Origin of the sequence: Cellulophaga sp. L1A9 (assembly GCF_009797025.1) — a bacterium.
Classification (GTDB): Bacteria; Bacteroidota; Bacteroidia; order Flavobacteriales; family Flavobacteriaceae; genus Cellulophaga.
The window spans coordinates 1,229,225-1,247,393 of sequence record NZ_CP047027.1; the positions used below are offsets into that span (position 1 = coordinate 1,229,225).

The 18,169-nt window shown below is 34.1% G+C and carries 17 protein-coding genes; 13 read left to right on the forward strand and 4 right to left on the reverse strand.

The window, feature by feature from the left end; translation table 11 throughout:
* Positions 1-7: 7 nt before the first annotated feature.
* The 4 genes from GQR94_RS05285 to GQR94_RS05300 are packed head-to-tail and all read right to left on the reverse strand — an operon-like array spanning position 8 to position 3,943.
* Positions 8-1,273 (reverse strand): outer membrane protein assembly factor, encoded by a 1,266-nt coding sequence (locus tag GQR94_RS05285; protein WP_158974490.1) that lies wholly within the window; start codon positions 1,271-1,273, stop codon positions 8-10.
* 14 nt (positions 1,274-1,287) lie between these two features.
* Positions 1,288-2,292 carry a glycoside hydrolase gene (locus GQR94_RS05290; RefSeq protein WP_158974491.1) on the reverse strand — a complete coding sequence of 335 codons (1,005 nt, stop codon included), beginning with the start codon at positions 2,290-2,292 and terminating at the stop codon, positions 1,288-1,290.
* A gap of 49 nt (positions 2,293-2,341) precedes the next feature.
* Entirely contained in the window at positions 2,342-3,211 is an 870-nt protein-coding gene (locus GQR94_RS05295; protein ID WP_158974492.1) for a hypothetical protein, read from the reverse strand.
* Positions 3,212-3,226: 15 nt separating this feature from the next.
* Positions 3,227-3,943 (reverse strand): DUF547 domain-containing protein, encoded by a 717-nt coding sequence (locus GQR94_RS05300; protein WP_158974493.1) that lies wholly within the window; start codon positions 3,941-3,943, stop codon positions 3,227-3,229.
* A gap of 215 nt (positions 3,944-4,158) precedes the next feature.
* Between GQR94_RS05300 and GQR94_RS05305 the strand changes: the two genes are divergently transcribed.
* The 13 genes from GQR94_RS05305 (at position 4,159) to proB (ending at position 18,148) form a co-directional block, all read left to right on the forward strand.
* Positions 4,159-5,505 carry an NAD(P)/FAD-dependent oxidoreductase gene (locus GQR94_RS05305; RefSeq protein WP_158974494.1) on the forward strand — a complete coding sequence of 449 codons (1,347 nt, stop codon included), beginning with the start codon at positions 4,159-4,161 and terminating at the stop codon, positions 5,503-5,505.
* A 24-nt stretch (positions 5,506-5,529) separates the two neighbouring features.
* Positions 5,530-7,110 carry a 4Fe-4S dicluster domain-containing protein gene (locus GQR94_RS05310; RefSeq protein ID WP_158974495.1) on the forward strand — a complete coding sequence of 527 codons (1,581 nt, stop codon included), beginning with the start codon at positions 5,530-5,532 and terminating at the stop codon, positions 7,108-7,110.
* A gap of 6 nt (positions 7,111-7,116) precedes the next feature.
* Positions 7,117-7,599 (forward strand): toxin-antitoxin system YwqK family antitoxin, encoded by a 483-nt coding sequence (locus tag GQR94_RS05315; protein ID WP_158974496.1) that lies wholly within the window; start codon positions 7,117-7,119, stop codon positions 7,597-7,599.
* Entirely contained in the window at positions 7,599-8,288 is a 690-nt protein-coding gene (locus GQR94_RS05320; RefSeq protein WP_158974497.1) for a glycosyltransferase family 2 protein, read from the forward strand. The genes GQR94_RS05315 and GQR94_RS05320 overlap by 1 nt, the downstream gene beginning before the upstream one ends.
* A 1-nt stretch (position 8,289) precedes the next feature.
* Complete coding sequence (locus tag GQR94_RS05325) at positions 8,290-9,774, forward strand: cellulose synthase family protein (protein WP_158974498.1); 1,485 nt, start codon at positions 8,290-8,292, stop codon at positions 9,772-9,774.
* Between the two features lie 41 nt (positions 9,775-9,815).
* The gene (locus GQR94_RS05330) at positions 9,816-11,111 is read left to right on the forward strand and encodes a glycosyltransferase 87 family protein (RefSeq protein WP_158974499.1); all 1,296 of its coding nucleotides are present in this window, start codon (positions 9,816-9,818) and stop codon (positions 11,109-11,111) included.
* Between the two features lie 243 nt (positions 11,112-11,354).
* Positions 11,355-11,978: a GNAT family N-acetyltransferase gene (locus GQR94_RS05335; RefSeq protein WP_158974500.1), complete on the forward strand. Its 624-nt coding sequence runs from the start codon at positions 11,355-11,357 to the stop codon at positions 11,976-11,978.
* A 1-nt stretch (position 11,979) separates the two neighbouring features.
* On the forward strand, positions 11,980-13,167 hold the full coding sequence (gene argG / locus GQR94_RS05340; protein WP_158974501.1) for an argininosuccinate synthase: 1,188 nt from the start codon (positions 11,980-11,982) through the stop codon (positions 13,165-13,167).
* Positions 13,168-13,172: 5 nt separating this feature from the next.
* Positions 13,173-14,147, forward strand: a complete 975-nt coding sequence (gene argC, locus GQR94_RS05345) for an N-acetyl-gamma-glutamyl-phosphate reductase (protein WP_158974502.1) — start codon at positions 13,173-13,175, stop codon at positions 14,145-14,147.
* 75 nt (positions 14,148-14,222) lie between these two features.
* Positions 14,223-15,023, forward strand: a complete 801-nt coding sequence (gene proC, locus GQR94_RS05350; protein ID WP_158974503.1) for a pyrroline-5-carboxylate reductase — start codon at positions 14,223-14,225, stop codon at positions 15,021-15,023.
* Positions 15,024-15,056: 33 nt separating this feature from the next.
* Entirely contained in the window at positions 15,057-16,181 is a 1,125-nt protein-coding gene (locus GQR94_RS05355) for an aspartate aminotransferase family protein (protein ID WP_158974504.1), read from the forward strand.
* Positions 16,181-17,380 carry a glutamate-5-semialdehyde dehydrogenase gene (locus GQR94_RS05360; RefSeq protein WP_158974505.1) on the forward strand — a complete coding sequence of 400 codons (1,200 nt, stop codon included), beginning with the start codon at positions 16,181-16,183 and terminating at the stop codon, positions 17,378-17,380. Before GQR94_RS05355 ends, GQR94_RS05360 begins: the two co-directional genes overlap by 1 nt.
* A gap of 6 nt (positions 17,381-17,386) precedes the next feature.
* The gene (gene proB, locus GQR94_RS05365; RefSeq protein ID WP_158974506.1) at positions 17,387-18,148 is read left to right on the forward strand and encodes a glutamate 5-kinase; all 762 of its coding nucleotides are present in this window, start codon (positions 17,387-17,389) and stop codon (positions 18,146-18,148) included.
* The last annotated feature ends 21 nt before the right edge of the window (positions 18,149-18,169 follow it).

Sequence of the window (18,169 nt, forward strand, 5' to 3'; positions counted from 1 at the left end):
AATATTATTAAAAATATTGTCCAATTCCAAATACTAATCCCTTTGTTGCGTCTTTTGTTACGCCATATCCGTAATCTATCCTGAAAATAGCATTAAAAACCTTTTTATGCATAAATCGCAAACCTACACCAGGATAAATTCTGATATTTTCATTTTGATTAAAATCACTAAGCTTACCTCCTGGATTTCTCCAAGAACCACCGTCTATAAAAATATTACTCTGCAATACAAACCATTCTTTGTCTATTAAAGTATGCCTATATTCTGTGTTAAAAACAATAGCACCAGTACCACGATCTATTGTATTTCCCACTCCTCTAATATTTAAATTATTATCTAAGGTAAAAGGAGCAAAAGGACTATCTGAGTTTGTCGCCAAACCCAAACGCACTCTATTGGCCAAATTTCCTTTTTGCCCAATGCGCTTATAGAATAAAAAATCATTGAAACCAATAACAAAATCTGGAAGATTACTATTTGTACTTTGTACATACTGCAGATTTAAAGCACTTTTAAAACCATTTATATATTGGTAATGATAATTAAGAGCATCAAAATTATACAACAGTTTCCATAAATGCTTATCTACGTTTAAGGCTGTTGGCACTTCATTACTTGTAAACCCATTGATATATTGGTAGTCTTCAGAAAAAAACGAAAACCCAATCTCAACCGTATTTTTTAAGTTTATCTGGTAGAGCCCTAAAACCTCTATTCCTTTATTATTATACTTATAATCTGCTGTAGCTTCACTAAAAAAAACTGGTTCTTGGGTTGTAAAATCATTATAGCTAAGCGCCAAACCAAATTTATTAGAAAATAAATATGGTGCTCTTACATTTATTCCATAAGAGTTAAAGATATCGTATTGGTAAAATCCACCTAAGGTAATATTCCGACCTAATAAATTAAACTCTTGCAAGCCTAACCGAAATGCAAAATCATCATTTGAAGAACTAAAAAGGTTTGCAAACGGAATTAATGTAAAGTTTTCTTCAATGGTAAAAATAACCTGAACGGTATGAGTACTCAGTTCCTTTATTTTAAAAGTAGCATTTGCTACAGGCGGTAATCTTTTTAATGTTAGAATATCATTTTCTAAAGCAAGGGTATCTAAGACATCACCCTTTCTTGATGTAATTATTTTTGATATAAAAGAAGAATTGGTTCTTTTTAAACCAGTGAAAATAATTTCATTAATAGTTAATTCCTGCCCTAATGCGTTACTGTATATTATTAAAAGAAAGCAAATAAGTACAGCACGTAATTTCATGATAATATTGCTAATCAATTATTCAATTTATAGAGCTGTCTCAACGTTTCTTCTGCAGGTTTGTTTTGAGGCGTAAATCTATTATCTGTACCACCACCAGATTGTTTGTGATCTATAAACCATTTCCAAACATATCCTCCAGCAAACCAGTCTTCGGACCAAAACTCCTTAATAATAGCTTCGGTAGCATTCACTTGCGCTTCTAAGTTTACATTTTCATCGTTCCTATCTACCAACCATGGCTTTTTTGCGGTATAATCCATACTTCTATACCCATATTCCGTAAAAAGAATAGGCCTATTTGTAGTTTTAGCTATTTCAGCTAAACCCATTTTCCATTTTTGCCATCCAACTTTGAGAATCGCTACAGAAGGAGATTTCTCTTCAGAAAGAGGAAAATATGCATCTACACCTATATAATCTAAGGCCTTCCAAAAAGGTACTTTTTTATATTCATCCCAATTAGATGCATAAGTTAGCTTGCCTTTATACACGTCTTTTATTTGGAGGATAAGCTTCATCCAATAATCCGGTCTATTCACAACAAATTGCTCTAATTCTGTACCAATACAGAGTATTTCTACATGAGCTTCCTGCGCTAATTTCGCATAGGTCAATATAAAATCACTGTAAGAATTCTCTAAGGTTTGCCATTCCTCTTCGCTATTCATTTTCAAACTCCCCGTAAACTCGCCGCGCCATATCCAGATTTGAGGCTTTAACATCACTGCTATATTATTTTTATGGAGCATTTCAATATACTGCTTTGCCCCGCTTTTAGTTTCGCCAAACCATTGCCTCTCGGTGTTAAACGTTACTTCCGGCGAACTCAAATCACGAATAAAACCAAAAGGCATTACTGCCGCATGATTCGCATTTAAATCAACAACCTCTTGAATATGTTCTTGCGCCACCTCTATCCTTGACGACACAAAACTCAACCCGTTAATTTTAACTTTATCTTGACTAGAGCATGAAATTTGAATACAAAAAAGAAATAAAATACCTATTTTCTTCATTAAATAAATTTAATTTATAATTCAAAAATAGGCTTTTATTAAACAGGCTTTAAAAAATACCTCGTAATCCTAAGTTAAAGGTTTCTCCTAGCCCAGTATTAGAACCTCTAACAAAATTGGTATACAGGAGCTCTAAATTTAACGCATTCGTTAATTGGTATTTTGCTCCTCCACCTACTGCTGTAAAATCTTGTGAAAAATCATTACCCAAATCTAATCTTTGCGAATGTTGCGCCAAAGCCAATACTGTAAATTTAGATGTTGGAAAATAACTTAAAAACAATCCTGGAGTTAAGCTTAAACTATTATTGGCAAAGCTTTCTTCTTTATCACCAAAATGAAGCTCTGAATTTAATTCTGAAAACAATTGCCATTTATCTCCTGGAAAAGTATAATCGTAGAAAAAACGGTTTTGCCATGTATACCCTTTTTGATCTAAGAATACACCATTCTCCGTTTCATTATCAACTAAAGGAATAAAAAATGAACTCTGAATACTAAAGTTACTTACTGCTGCAAAAGGCACAAACTTTACCGATGGTGCAATTGACGTAAGTCCCGAACGGGCAGAAGCATCTTCTCCATCGAATTTAAAAACATCTAAAGCATTTCTATCATTAATGACATTAGATCTAAATTCTAAAATGACCCCTAAATTCCATCTTTTATTTTCACCAACACCTGTGTAGGCCTCTAAACTAGAGGTGAAGAATGTTTGCCGTGGTTCTTTACCATCAGAAAAAGTACTTTCGGTTTGGGTATACAAGTTGTTAAACCACTTTACATCATACTGCCCTTTTCCTATTAATTTGGACGGCGTATATTGTTGAATGTTACTTTTCTGCTCCTCATCTTGTGCAAATCCAAATGAAGTTGCTAAGATTAATACTGCTAATACTGCGTAGTTTTGGTTTTTCATATTTTTAATACTTAGTTATTTAGTTTCATTTAAGCGCCAGTCATAGGTGTAATAGCCAACCTTAGCGTCTTCCGGAAGCTTATCGGATTTATAGCTATTTATAAAAGCTGTCACTGATGCATCTTTTTGCAAAAAATCTTTTTTATACCACTCAAATAATTGAGAGATGTTTACTTTATTATTTTCTACCCTAATAAAGCTTGGATTATTGATTGCCTTTTTTGTTTGTTGTGTAAGTTGACTCTCTAATGTAGAAGGCTGATAAGCTTTATTAATTATAGGTGGGCAACCCAAACCTGCACATACCAATACAAAGTGAAAACGCGCTTCTTTAGGGAACTCTGCTCTTAACTTCTTATTCTCTATATCATTAAGGGTGATGCTTGTTCCACTTATTTTATAGGTGATTTTATCAAAAAAACCAGCAACGTCTAAAGGAGATTTAATAGGGTAATGAGCTACAACCCCATCAATTACGGATATATTGTAAGCATTTATCCAGAACGCTTGATATTCTAGGGTATTTTCTTTAGACACAACAAGCGTTGAAATCATGTTTTTTAAGGCTAATAAATCTTCCTTATTATTCTTTATAGCCTCATACTTAACTTTACCATTGGCCACATAAGTTTTAAAAAAAACATCCGTTTTGTAGAAAAATTCTGTAGTAGCCTGTGAGAACCCAAAATTAATTCCTATTAAAAAAAATACTATAAATACACTCTTTTTCATATCTTAAACAATTTATTAGTAATTATAACTAAGTCGAGATATTTTTCAAATGCTAACAATAACAACACTTCTCAATTTAGATAGTTCAAATAGAATCAAAGACTATCACAATTCTATAACAGAAATATTTTATTAAATTTTTTAAATAAAATATTTAAAACTTGTTAAGTTCTTACAATTAGTTACGACTCAACCCCAACAACCAATCAAAACATATGGAAAACATTGTCATTATTGGAAATGGAATAGCAGGTGTTACCACCGCTAGGCACATTCGAAAATTATCTGATAAAAAGATTACGATCATTTCTGCAGAAAGCGAATACTTCTTCTCCAGAACGGCATTAATGTATGTGTACATGGGACACATGAAATTTGAACATACACAGCCCTATGAAAATTGGTTTTGGAAAAAAAATAGAATTGATCTAATCAACGCTTATGTTGAAAAAGTAGACCACGAAGATAAAACCTTAGTTTTACGAGATGGATCTTTCCTTTCTTACGACAAGTTAATAATTGCCACTGGATCCAAACCTAATAAGTTTGGTTGGCCAGGACAAGATTTAAAAGGTGTACAGGGGCTATACTCTAAACAAGACTTAGAACAACTTGAAAAAAATGCTCCAAACAAAGACGTCTGCAAAAGAGCTGTAATTGTTGGTGGGGGATTAATAGGTATTGAAATGGCAGAAATGCTCCGCAGTAGAAAAATTCCTGTTACTTTTTTAGTAAGAGAAAATAGTTTTTGGAATGGCGTACTGCCAAAAGGAGAGTCACAACTAATCAATGAGCATATTTTAGCGCACCATATAGACTTGCGCTTAGAAACCAATCTGGAAGAAATTATTTCTGATGAAAATGGCCATGCCAAAGCAATAAAAACGGATAAAGGTGATATTATTGAATGCACTGTAGTTGGACTTACAGCTGGGGTGACACCAAATATTGACTTTCTAAAAGACTCTGGTATTGAATTAGGAAGAGGTGTAAAAGTAAATAGACTTTTAGAAACCAACATAAAAGATATCTATGCGATTGGCGATTGCGCTGAACAACACGAAGGTATTGGCAGCAGAAGACCCATTGAAGCTGTTTGGTATACAGGTAGAATGATGGGAGAAACACTTGCCCAAACCCTATGTGGCAATCCAACCGAATACAAACCTGGACATTGGTTTAATTCTGCTAAGTTTTTAGATATAGAATATCAAACTTATGGTTGGGTATTTAGTGAAAGAAGTAAACAAGACCATGAAGAACATTTTCATTGGCGACATGCAAAGGAAAATATCTGCCTCACCATTGCCATTCACAAAGACACCAAACAATTTTTAGGAATAAACACCTTCGGCATAAGAATGCGACACGAAATATTTGATCGCTGGCTCACCGAAAATAAAAATATAGAATATGTTGTTGAGCATTTAAAAGATGCCAATTTTGACCCTGAATTCTTCAAAGCTTACGAGCAGGAAATTGTAAGCAAATTCAATATGACCTACAACACCAACATTAGCCTAAAGAAAAAGAGTTGGAAAAGAATTTTTAGTAAAGCTTAATCATAATAAGGTAAAAAAAATAACATGAAAATAATACAAAAAATTGGCCTTATTATCTTTTTGGTAGGCTTAGCTGTCTTCACCGCCGTTCCATTATTAGGAACATTTAAATTAGACCAAAATACATTTGACAACCTTGTTGCTGAAAAGAATATAAAAAGTGATGTGTTCGTAGCAGAAATTAACCAAAACGTTGTAGGCAAAGAGTTTTCTGGGATGCAAGGCTTATCACCATTAGTAGCTAAAGCCTTAGACAATGCTAATGAAACCCATATAAAAAATAAAGAGTACGATAAAAAAATATATACAAGCTCTAGCGATATGGCTACGCTTATTGGTAAAAAATCAGGGACTGGTTTTATTGCTAATAATAAAGGTATCATGTGGTTCTTAACTTTTGGTTTAGCCATTATTGGCGCCTTAATGTACATTTTACCAAATGCTATTTTATTAGGTAAAAAAGGAATAAAAAATGATGGAGTTTACCACGAAAGTGCCACCAATAGAGGCTGGATAGCATGGATGGTATTCATTTTCCTAGTCTCTTTCTACCTTGTCTTGTATTTCGCATCGGAATATGCCGTCAACTGGACTTTTTTAGTAGACCCTATAAGCGAAAGCTTAAGTGGAAATCCTGCTGGACACTGGTTTGTATATGGTTTTATGTATTGCGTAGTCATGAGTGTTATGGCTGTTAGAATGTATATTAAATACCGTCATAACATGTACCAGATTGTACGGACTACATCAGTGCTATTCTTTCAAATTGTATTTGCATTTCTAATCCCTGAAATTATGGTACGTCTTCAAATGCCGTATTATGATTTTAAAAATGCCTTCCCTTTAGACTATGATTTCTTTTTTCAATGGAATTTGAAAGAACTCTTAAATAGCGGAGGTATTGGTCTCTTCATATTAGTATGGGGTATACTACTAACCGTTGTTTTTGTTCCTATTATGGTGTACTTCTTTGGAAAAAGATGGTATTGCTCATGGGTTTGTGGTTGTGGTGGTCTTGCCGAAACTTTAGGAGATCCTTACAGACAACACTCTAGCAAATCTTTATTCTCATGGAAAGTAGAACGTTGGTTAATACATGGCGTATTATTATTCGCGTTAGTAATGACAGCCCTAACTTTATATAGCTTTTTTGCAGAAACAGGAACCGTATTGGGTATTAAAACGTCCAGCATTCAAAATTTATACAGCTTATTAATTGGTTCTATTTTCGCCGGAGTTATTGGAACAGGATTTTATCCAATTTTTGGAAATAGAGTTTGGTGTAGGTTTGGCTGTCCATTAGCTGCTTATTTAGGCTTTGTTCAACGTTTTAAATCACGCTTTAGAATTACCACTAACGGAGGGCAATGTATCTCTTGCGGAAACTGTTCTACCTATTGTGAGCAAGGAATTGATGTTAGAGCCTATGCACAAAAAGGAGAAAACATTGTACGCTCTAGCTGTGTAGGATGTGGCGTTTGTTCTGCCGTTTGTCCTAGAGGTGTTCTTAAATTAGAAAACGGACCAGAAGAAGGAAGAATAAATTCTACCGAAGTACTTTTAGGAAATGATGTTGATTTAATGAATTTAGTCAACAAAAAATAATCGAGCATGTATTTAAAAGCTTTTTTCTATGTTTGCGTCTTTGTTCTAATAAATACAGGAGCTTTTGCGAAAACATATTCTAAAAATTATTATAAAACTGGAAAATTAAAATCTGAAGGTTGGGTCGATAATGGAAAAAAAAGTGGCTATTGGAAGTTTTACTACGCCAATGGCCGCATTTCAGAACAAGGCCATTATAGCCAAAATAATAAAACGAATTATTGGATTTATTTCAATGACAAAGGAGCTTTAAAGCAGGAAGGAAGCTATAGAAACGGTCAAAAGTCTAAGTGGTGGATATTTTATGATGGGAACGGCTATGTTAATCATAAATGCCAGCTTAGTGCAGGAGTTAAAGATGGGTACTGTTTAAAGTACACCAACAGAAAATTATCGTCAGCAGAAAAATATAAAAATGGAGAAAAAATTAAAGAATGGTTCAGTTTTTCTAGCTTCAGAAGCGAGAATAAACTTTCTGACTTAAGATAATGACAGAAATTATAGTAATAATTCCCGCGTACAATGAGGCTGATTCAATCGCCCATGTCATAAAAGAAATTCCGAATAATGTTTCAGAAATTATTGTTGTTAATAATAATTCTACAGATAAAACTGCCGAAAATGCCCAAGTTGCAGGTGCTACTGTACTAACAGAAACCAGAAAAGGATATGGATATGCCTGTTTAGCCGGATTGGATTATATTACTAAAACATCTAAAACACCCAATATTATCGTATTTATCGATGGTGACTATTCTGATTATCCTGAAGAACTCACTAAAATAGTTGCTCCTATTATCAATGACGATGTAGATATGGTTATTGGAGCTCGTGTTGAAGCATTAAGAGAAGATGGCTCTATGACGCCACAACAAATATTTGGTAATTGGTTAGCTACCTCTTTAATGAAACTATTTTTCAATGCAAAATTTACAGATTTAGGGCCTTTTAGAGCCATAAAATATGATAAATTACTGGCCCTGAACATGGAAGACGAAACCTATGGCTGGACAGTAGAAATGCAATTGAAGGCTTTAAAGAAGAAATTTACATATATCGAAGTACCAGTACGTTATAAAAAAAGAATTGGCATATCAAAAGTATCAGGTACCGTAAAAGGTAGTATATTTGCAGGCATAAAAATCCTAAGTTGGATTTTTAAATATAGTATAAAATAAAATGGCATTAACAATTTCCTACATTATCATTGCAATCTATAGTATTGCTCTTGTTTTAATTTTCTTTTATAGTTTAGCTCAGTTGAATCTGTTATTCAACTATTTAAGTTATAAAAAACGGAATGAAACCGCTCCCAAATTCAACCTTTTAGACCCCAAAGAAATTCCTTTTGTTACTATCCAACTTCCTGTTTACAATGAAGAGTATGTAATGGATCGTCTATTAGAAAATATTGCAAAATTAGAATACCCATCTAGTAAATTAGAGATTCAAGTCCTAGATGACTCCACAGATGAGTCTGTAGAAAAAACTGCCGCACATATTAAAAAATTACAAGAAACAGGTTTAGACATTCAACACATTAGACGTGAGAATAGATCTGGTTTTAAAGCTGGCGCACTTAAAGAAGGATTAACCATTGCAAAAGGTGAATTCATTGCAATCTTTGATGCAGATTTCTTACCATCTGCAGATTGGTTAAAAAAAACCATTATCTATTTCAAGGATAGAGAAATTGGCGTCGTTCAAACGCGTTGGGGTCACATCAACAGAGACTACTCTACCTTAACAAGAATTCAAGCATTTGCATTGGATGCTCACTTTACATTAGAACAAGTAGGTAGAAATGCAAAAGGACACTTTATTAACTTTAATGGTACTGCTGGTATTTGGCGTAAAGAATGTATTCTTGATGCTGGTAACTGGGAAGGCGATACCTTAACTGAAGATTTAGATTTAAGTTATAGAGCACAATTAAAGAACTGGAAGTTTAAATATTTAGAAGATGTAGAAACTCCAGCAGAATTACCTGTTGTTATTAGTGCTGCACGTTCTCAACAATTTAGATGGAACAAAGGTGGTGCAGAAAACTTTAGAAAAACAGTTACAAGTGTTGTTTCTTCTAAAAACATTCCTTTTAAGACTAAATTTCACGGGGTAATGCATTTGCTTAACAGCTCTATGTTTCTATGTGTATTCATAGTAGCGCTATTAAGTATTCCTATGCTTTACATCAAAAATAGTTATGGCCATTTAGGTTGGATTTTTGAAGCAACAAGCTTCTTTATCGTAAGTACTATTATTTTATTTGTCTGTTATTGGTTTACCTATAAAAGTATACAAGGTAGTAGTTTTGATAATTTCATAGACTATATAAAATTATTTTTCACTTTCTTCTCTATAGCTTTAGGCTTCTCTTTACACAATTCTATTGCTGTATTAGAAGGTCATATGGGTAAAAGAAGTGAATTTGTAAGAACTCCAAAATTTAATCTAGACAACATTAAAAACAGTTGGAAAGGAAATAAATATTTAGCTACAAAATTATCTCCTAATATGATAATTGAAGCAGCATTAATGGTATACTTCTTATTTGGAATGTATAGCGCAATACCTCTTAATGATTTTGGATTGTTCCCTTTTCACTTTATGTTATTTTTAGGATTCGGTTTCGTATTCTTTAAATCACTTACGGCAAGAGCATAAGAATGCAATCGTACTGGAAACTGCATAGAGTTTCATTACTTATGATGTTATTAAGTAGCATCTTGTATTATGTACTAGCGTATCATTTTGAAAGAACAGAATTCATAAAACTAGTAATCCTCTTCGCAGGGCTACTAGTTTTATGTTTTAAAATAGTACAGTTTAAAAAATTAAATCTAAAATTTATTCTTATTACCGGAATACTTTTTAGACTCATCTTCATAGCTACAATCCCAAACCTTTCACAAGACTTCTATCGTTTTATTTGGGACGGAGAATTGGTAAGTAATTTTATCAATCCATACTTAAGAATACCCAATGATCTAATACAAGACCCAAATTTGGTTATAGACAATGCCAAAGAACTTCTTACTGGCATGGGTGAATTAAGTCCTAAATTCCATAGTAATTACCCACCTTTAAATCAACTAATTTTTGGAATTGCGGCTATTCTAGGTTTCAAAAGTATTTTAGGGTCTGTTGTCATCATGCGTATTTTTATAATTCTAGCAGACATTGGCATTGTATATTTCGGAAGAAAACTATTGCGCAAACTTAATAAATCACCGCATTTAATTTTTTGGTACTTCTTAAATCCATTGGTTATCATAGAATTAACAGGAAATCTCCATTTTGAAGGAGTTATGCTCTTCTTTTTTGTGTGGTCATTATATCTTTTGTCACAAAACAATTGGAAGCTCGCAGGAATACTCTATGCCTGTTCTATCAGTATTAAATTAGTGCCCTTGTTATTTTTACCACTATTTTTAAAACATTTTAAGCTTAAAAAAAGTATTGCCTTTTATAGTATTGTTGGAGCTACATCCTTAGCATTACTCCTACCCTTTTATTCTTCAGAATTCTTAGGAAATTATTTCAAGACCGTGGGCTTATGGTTTTCTAATTTTGAGTTTAATGCGAGTATCTACAATGCTGTTAAAACAATAGCGGTAAATTATTTTGATGCAAAACCTTGGGAACTCATTAAATCTTATGGAAAACTAACCCCTATTATTACCATATTAACAGTACTGGCTTTTACCTTTTTTAGAAAGAATCAAAACCTAGAAACGCTAATCACTTCAATGCTGTGGGTATTAACAATTTATTACTTTATATCCCCAACCGTACACCCTTGGTATATAATCTTTTTGGTTGTCCTTAGTTGTTTTACCAACTATCGGTATGCCATAATTTGGTCTGCAACCGTAATTTTAAGTTACTGGGCATATTCTGACCCTAACTACATAGAACACTTAGGAATTCTTACTGTTGAATATCTTATCGTATTTAGCTATATGATTTACGAATTAAGTAAACAACGTAACAAATTGTAAGGTTTTTGTAAAAAATTGAACACTACGGTTGAAAAGTCAATTTAATTTGTACTTTTGAACTATAATGAACAACAACAATTACATATTTACTACAGACAGGTCATCTTCACCTGTCCGTTCATTTACGCCTACACGTCGTCGCCCGTAAGGGTGCACTATAACTATGGAAATAGGTGAGTCCATTTCCGCTAAGTCTCAAAACAACATTTCATTAATATTTTTACCCTTAAATCCTAATTGGCAATGGAATTACTAATTGCTAACGAATCACATTTTAAGTATGCAGACATCATCTGTGATACTATCGCAGATTCTGCTAAAACTCGTGGAACTGGTATTGCTAAACGCACACCAGAATATATTCGTAAGAAACTTGAAAACGGAAATGCCGTAATAGCTTTAGATGGAACCACATTCGCTGGCTTCTGTTATATTGAAGTTTGGGGGCATGGAAAATATGTCGCTAATTCTGGGCTTATTGTACATCCTGATTACAGAGATAGAGGTTTAGCGAAGCAAATAAAACAAAGAATTTTTAAACTTTCTGGTGAGAAATTTCCTGATGCTAAAATATTTGGTATTACTACCGGATTAGCGGTAATGAAAATCAATTACGAGTTAGGATATAAACCGACTACATTCTCTGAACTTACAGATGATCCAGAGTTTTGGAAAGGATGCCAAACCTGTAAAAACTTTGATATTCTTACACGTACAGAACGTAAAATGTGCTTATGCACAGCGATGCTCTATGATCCTAAAGTACAGTCCAAAAAGAAAGCTGTAGAAGAGAATGAAAAATTAAATACAAAAGCTTTTAAGCGATTAAAAAGTATAAAAGAATCCCTTTTCCTAAAAAAGAAATAAAATGAAAAAATTGGTTTTAGCCTATAGCGGCGGATTAGACACATCATACTGTGCAAAACATTTATCAAAAGATGAAGGATTTGAAGTTCATGCCGTTAGTGTAAATACTGGTGGATTCTCAAAAGAAGAAATAAGTCAGATCGAAAAAAAAGCGCTAGAATTAGGGGCTACTTCATACAAATCTATTGATGCGGTACAAACATTTTATGATAAAGTAGTAAAGTACTTAATCTTTGGCAACGTATTAAAGAATAATACTTATCCCCTTTCTGTTAGTGCAGAACGTATTGTACAAGCTATTGAAATTGTAAACTACGCTAAAAAGGTAGGAGCCAATTATATTGCTCACGGAAGTACTGGCGCAGGAAATGATCAAGTACGTTTTGATATGATTTTTCAGATTATCGCACCAGAAATAGAAATTATCACCCCTATTAGAGATAATAAATTATCTAGAGAAACCGAAATTGCATACCTAAAAGAAAACGGAATTGATTACCCTTGGGAGAAAGCAAAATACTCTATCAATAGAGGACTTTGGGGAACATCTGTTGGTGGCGAGGAAACATTAACTTCTAACAAAGCATTACCAGACAGTGCTTATCCTAGTCAATTACAAGAAAAAGAACCTGCAGATGTTAAACTAAGCTTTGAAAAAGGAGAATTAGTGGCTGTTAATGGTGTTAAAGATAAACCTGTTGCAAATATAGAAAAGCTAGAAGCTATGGCATCTAAATATGCTATTGGTAGAGATATTCATGTGGGCGATACTATTATTGGCACAAAAGGTAGGGTTGGCTTTGAAGCTGCGGCTGCATTAATTATCATTAAAGCGCATCATTTATTAGAAAAACATACCCTGACGAAATGGCAACAGTACCAAAAAGAACAACAAGGTAATTTCTACGGCATGTTGTTACATGAAGGTAATTATTTAGATGAAGTGATGCGAAACATTGAAGCTTTCTTAACAGATACTCAAAAGAATGTTTCTGGTGATGTTTTCTTAAGCTTATACCCGTTCCAATTTAGATTAAACGGAATTTCATCTCAACATGATTTAATGACGGATGCTTTTGGAAGTTACGGTGAAGAAAACAAAGGATGGTCTGCTACCGATGCGAAAGGTTTTATAAAAATACTTTCAAATCCAGGTAGAATATACAATCATGTAAACGGAGAAAAGTAAAAACGATGATTAAAGCAGGCATAATTGGTGGTTCTGGATATACGGGTGGAGAACTTATTCGTATACTTTTAAACCATCCTGAAGCAGAAATAGATTTTGTATACAGCACCACAAGAGCAGGTAAAAAAATCACTACAGCCCACCCTGATTTATTAGGGCTTACGGACATCGCATTTACAGGTACTGTAAATCTAAACGTAGCCGTTGTTTTTTTATGTTTAGGGCATGGGAATTCCACCAAATTTCTGAAAGAAAATAAATTTTCCTCGGAGACTAAAATTATTGATTTAAGCAATGATTTCCGGTTACATGCTGATGCTATTCTAGAGGGTAAGGAATTTATTTACGGTTTGCCTGAGACCAATAGAGAAAAAATAAAAACTGCCAATTACATTGCAAACCCTGGATGTTTTGCAACAGCCATTCAATTAGCATTATTGCCCTTAGCAAAAGCAGGACTTCTTGCAAATGAAATACATATTAATGCCGTTACAGGGAGTACTGGTGCTGGCGTTAGTCCTTCAGACACAACACATTTTAGTTGGAGAAACAACAATGTCTCTTGGTACAAACCATTTACACATCAGCATTTAGGAGAAATAGGCGAAAGCTTAGGGTCTTTTAAAACACCGGTTGGCGAATTATTATTTCTCCCCACTAGAGGGAATTTCCCCAGAGGAATTTTAGCTACGGCGTATACCAAATTTGATGGCGCATTAGAAGACGCAATTGCTTTATATAAAGATTTTTACAAAGAGGCCGTATTTACTCAAGTTGCAGAGGAAGAAATACACTTAAAACAAGTGGTAAACACCAATCAGTGTCATATTCATTTACACAAACACAATAATAGATTGCTGATTACTTCTGCCATAGACAACCTATTAAAAGGTGCTTCTGGGCAGGCTGTACAGAATATGAATCTTATGTTTGGTCTTGAAGAAAATAGCGGATTAAAATTAAAAGCGGCAGCGTTCTAGTTAGTTTCAGCTAATGCAAATAAACCGATGCCTGAGTATAGGCATAAGTACTAAAAACGAACTAAAAGAACAGTAATGAAAATAGCAATTATAGGAGCAGGAAATTTAGGTCTGGCTATTGCCAAAGGAATCCTAGCTACAAATGGTGCCACCACTATGTACCTTACAAAAAGAAAAACCGGGAGCATTGAAAAGTTTGAAAAATACGGCAATGTAACCGTTACCTCTGATAATAGAGAAGCTGTAACTAATTCTGACATTCTAATCTTTGCGGTACAACCCAATCAGTTTGTAAATATTTTAGACGAAGTAAAAGACCTATTAACAGATAAACATGTATTAATTTCAACCATTACCGGATTTAGTATCGCTCAAATAGAAGCAATTGTAGGAGAAGACCAAAACATTATTAGAAGCATGCCCAATACGGCAATTTCTGTTGGCAAATCTATGACCTGTATTTGTGCAAATGAAAGAGGAAAGAAAAGAATTGAGTTGGCGCTTGCCATTTTTAATAGAATGGGGTATTCTATGGAAATCCCTGAATCTCAAATGCAAGCAGCTACAGTAATTTGCGCTAGTGGAATTGCATTCTGGATGCGTATGATTCGCGCAACTACACAAGGTGCTATACAATTAGGTTTTGACGCTAAAGAAGCACAAGAACTAGCCATGCATACCTGTAATGGAGCAGCAGCCTTACTTATTGAGTCGGGCAGTCACCCAGAAGCAGAAATAGACAGAGTTACAACGCCTCAAGGTTGTACTATCCAAGGGTTAAATGAAATGGAACACCAAGGTTTGAGTTCTTCGTTAATACAAGGAATTGTGGCTTCTTATGATAAAATTAGTCGCATTAAAGAAGGCAACAAGTAAGAATTAATTCGTTCTGAAATTAAAATTTAAAAAATGAAATTATTTGATGTATACCCTTTATATAATGTAACTCCTGTTCGTGCTAAGGGGAGTATCGTTACCGATATAAACGGACAAGATTATTGGGATTTTTACGGTGGTCATGCGGTAATATCTATCGGACATGGGCATCCACATTACGTTAAAAGATTAGAAGATCAATTGCATAAAATTGGTTTTTACAGCAATGCTATTCAAAATCCATTACAAACAGAACTCGCTACTAAATTAGGAGCACTGTCAGGCTGTGAGGATTATAACTTATTTCTATGTAGTTCAGGGGCAGAAGCCAATGAAAATGCATTAAAAATGGCGTCTTTTATTACGGGAAAATCTAGAGTTATTGCATTCAATAATGGTTTTCACGGAAGAACTTCAGCTGCTGTTGCTGCTACCGATAATCAGAATATCAATGCCCCCATCAACAAACAGCAAAAAGTAACGTTCTTGCCATTTAATGCTATTGATGAATTTAAGACCGAAATTGAAAAAGGTGATGTTTGCGCCGTAATTCTAGAAGCAATACAAGGGGTTGGTGGATTAGATGAACCTACCACTGAATTTTATCAAGATATTGCAAAAAGCTGTAAAGAACATGGTGTGATATTAATTGCTGATGAAGTACAGTCCGGATTTGGAAGAAGTGGTAAATTCTTCGGATTTCAACATCACAATATCCAACCAGATATTATTAGTATCGCTAAAGGAATGGGGAATGGTTTCCCTGTAGGTGGTGTTCTAATTCATGAAAGTATTGAAGCTAAGTATGGAATGTTAGGTACTACATTTGGTGGCAACCATTTGGCATGCGCTGCATCACTAGCTGTTTTAGAAGTTATTGAAAAAGAAAATCTAATAGAAAATGCCGCTAAGATTGGCGAATATTTTAAAAAACGTGCTGCCGAAATTCCACAAGTAAAGAAAATTAAGGGACGAGGATTAATGCTTGGTTTAGAGTTTGATTTTGAAGTATCAGAATTACGCAAAAAACTTATTTATGATCAGCACATTTTTACCGGTGGAGCAAGTAATAAAAAACTGCTGCGTATTTTACCTGCGCTTAACATTTCAGAAAAAGAGATTGATATCTTCTTTGATGCTTTAAAAAAGGAATTATAGTGAGTTTACTATTAAGTATAGAACAACGAAATAAGGTTTTAAAAACCATGGCTGAATTTATAGCTTTAGAAAAAGAAGCTATCTTAGAAGCCAATAAAAAAGATTTAGATGCCTATACAGGTGATGATCTTGCTATGGGAGACCGTCTAAAGGTAGATGATGCTAAAATTGAAGGCATGATTACCTCTTTACAACAATTGGCAGAACAAGAAGACCCTTTAGGTGTGGAACGTTTTGGATTCACTCATGAAAATGGTATTAAAGTGAGTAATAAAACAGCTCCTTTTGGAACCATCTGCATAATTTACGAATCAAGACCAGACGTTACTATTGAAGCTGCTGGAATTGCATTCAAATCTGGAAACAAAATTTTATTAAAAGGCGGAAAAGAATCCATTCAAAGTAATTTAGCCTTAGTAGCGCTTTGGCATAAAGCTTTAGAGCATAACGAATGCACTACTGATTGGGTTACCTATTTGCAATTTAGCCGTGAACAAACACAAGCCTTTTTACAAAATCCGACACAAAAAATTGACTTAATTGTACCTCGTGGAGGAGAAAAGCTAATCGCCTTTGTAAAAAAACACGCCACCTGTCCTGTAATTATTAGTGGGAGAGGCAATAATTTTGCGTACGTTGCCACAGATGCCGATTTAGAAATGGCAATTGATATAATCATCAATGCAAAAACTACCAAAATATCGGCATGTAATGCCTTAGATAAAGTGTTAATTGCTGCTGATATGCCTCGGAAATTTGAATTTCTACAACATCTCATTCAAGAATTAAAGAAACGCGATGTAGAAATTTTAACAGATCAAACGCTTTCTGATTTAGAAGGAACTTCCACTTTTGAAAATGAAGCTGTGTGGTTTGAAGAGTTTTTAGATTACAAGATTGTTATTGGGCAGGTTGCAGACATAAACGAAGCAGTAGCTAAAATTAATACCTACGGTGGAGGTCATTCTGCTGTAATTATTACCTCAAACGAAGAAAAAGCACAGCTATTTATGGAGTCTGTAGATTCTGCCGCAGTATACCATAATGCGTCTACGCGATTTACAGATGGTTTTCAATTTGGACTTGGAGGAGAATTGGCCATCAGCACAGATAAATTACACCAAAGAGGTCCTATTGGTTTGCAGCATTTAGTGACTAATAAATGGTATGTTTTAGGGAACGGACAAGTTAGAAGTTAAGATCAAATGAAGAAGATTCGCGTATTATTAAAAGTGGGTTCCAATACTTTAACTAAAGAAACAAATCATATTTCTAGAGGTAAAGTGGAAGATATTGGGCGTCAAATAGAGCGTTTAAAAGACACACATGAATTTATTATCGTAAGCTCAGGTGCCATTGCTGCAGCACGTCAATTTGTGAAATTAGAGCACAATGGGGAAGACATTAATATAAAACAAGCTCTAGCTTCTATTGGTCAACCTCACTTAATGCGCATTTTTCAAGAGAACTTTCGTGAATTAGGATTGTTTACCTCGCAATGTTTATTATCGTATTCCGATTTTGAGAATCCGAAATCTAAATCGAACATTAAAAATACGATAGACGTATTAGTTGCGAATAATTTTATCCCCATTATCAACGAGAATGATACCGTCGCCACCGATGAAATTCAATTTGGCGATAATGATAAACTTGCCGCACTAACAGCTTCTTTATTACAAGTAGATTTATTGATTATAGCAACCAACACCGATGGTGTTTATACCAAAAAATCGCTAACGGAAACGATGCCAGAAACTATTAAAGAGGTCATCCATTTAAATGAATTGATTAATGAGGTCGGTGATCATAAATCTACACATGGCACTGGTGGTATGCAGTCTAAAATAGAAGCTGCAACTATTGCTAAAGCGTCTAATATTGAAACATGGATTATCAACGGACTGAAAGATAATTTTATCACTGATGCTATGAACGGCAAAAGTAATTTTACAAAAATAAAGTAAAGCCTTAAGGCTATAAAAAGT

Bases quoted from the DNA above. Each gene is read 5' to 3' on its own strand.
- argG (WP_158974501.1), top strand. From the start codon at position 11,980: ATGAAAAAATTGGTTTTAGCCTATAGCGGCGGATTAGACACATCATAC.
- proB (WP_158974506.1), top strand. From the start codon at position 17,387: ATGAAGAAGATTCGCGTATTATTAAAAGTGGGTTCCAATACTTTAACT.
- proC (WP_158974503.1), top strand. From the start codon at position 14,223: ATGAAAATAGCAATTATAGGAGCAGGAAATTTAGGTCTGGCTATTGCC.
- GQR94_RS05310 (WP_158974495.1), top strand. From the start codon at position 5,530: ATGAAAATAATACAAAAAATTGGCCTTATTATCTTTTTGGTAGGCTTA.
- GQR94_RS05330 (WP_158974499.1), top strand. From the start codon at position 9,816: ATGATGTTATTAAGTAGCATCTTGTATTATGTACTAGCGTATCATTTT.
- GQR94_RS05285 (WP_158974490.1), bottom strand. From the start codon at position 1,273: ATGAAATTACGTGCTGTACTTATTTGCTTTCTTTTAATAATATACAGT.
- GQR94_RS05320 (WP_158974497.1), top strand. From the start codon at position 7,599: ATGACAGAAATTATAGTAATAATTCCCGCGTACAATGAGGCTGATTCA.
- GQR94_RS05295 (WP_158974492.1), bottom strand. From the start codon at position 3,211: ATGAAAAACCAAAACTACGCAGTATTAGCAGTATTAATCTTAGCAACT.
- GQR94_RS05325 (WP_158974498.1), top strand. From the start codon at position 8,290: ATGGCATTAACAATTTCCTACATTATCATTGCAATCTATAGTATTGCT.
- GQR94_RS05335 (WP_158974500.1), top strand. From the start codon at position 11,355: ATGGAATTACTAATTGCTAACGAATCACATTTTAAGTATGCAGACATC.
- GQR94_RS05355 (WP_158974504.1), top strand. From the start codon at position 15,057: ATGAAATTATTTGATGTATACCCTTTATATAATGTAACTCCTGTTCGT.
- GQR94_RS05305 (WP_158974494.1), top strand. From the start codon at position 4,159: ATGGAAAACATTGTCATTATTGGAAATGGAATAGCAGGTGTTACCACC.
- GQR94_RS05315 (WP_158974496.1), top strand. From the start codon at position 7,117: ATGTATTTAAAAGCTTTTTTCTATGTTTGCGTCTTTGTTCTAATAAAT.
- argC (WP_158974502.1), top strand. From the start codon at position 13,173: ATGATTAAAGCAGGCATAATTGGTGGTTCTGGATATACGGGTGGAGAA.
- GQR94_RS05290 (WP_158974491.1), bottom strand. From the start codon at position 2,292: ATGAAGAAAATAGGTATTTTATTTCTTTTTTGTATTCAAATTTCATGC.
- GQR94_RS05300 (WP_158974493.1), bottom strand. From the start codon at position 3,943: ATGAAAAAGAGTGTATTTATAGTATTTTTTTTAATAGGAATTAATTTT.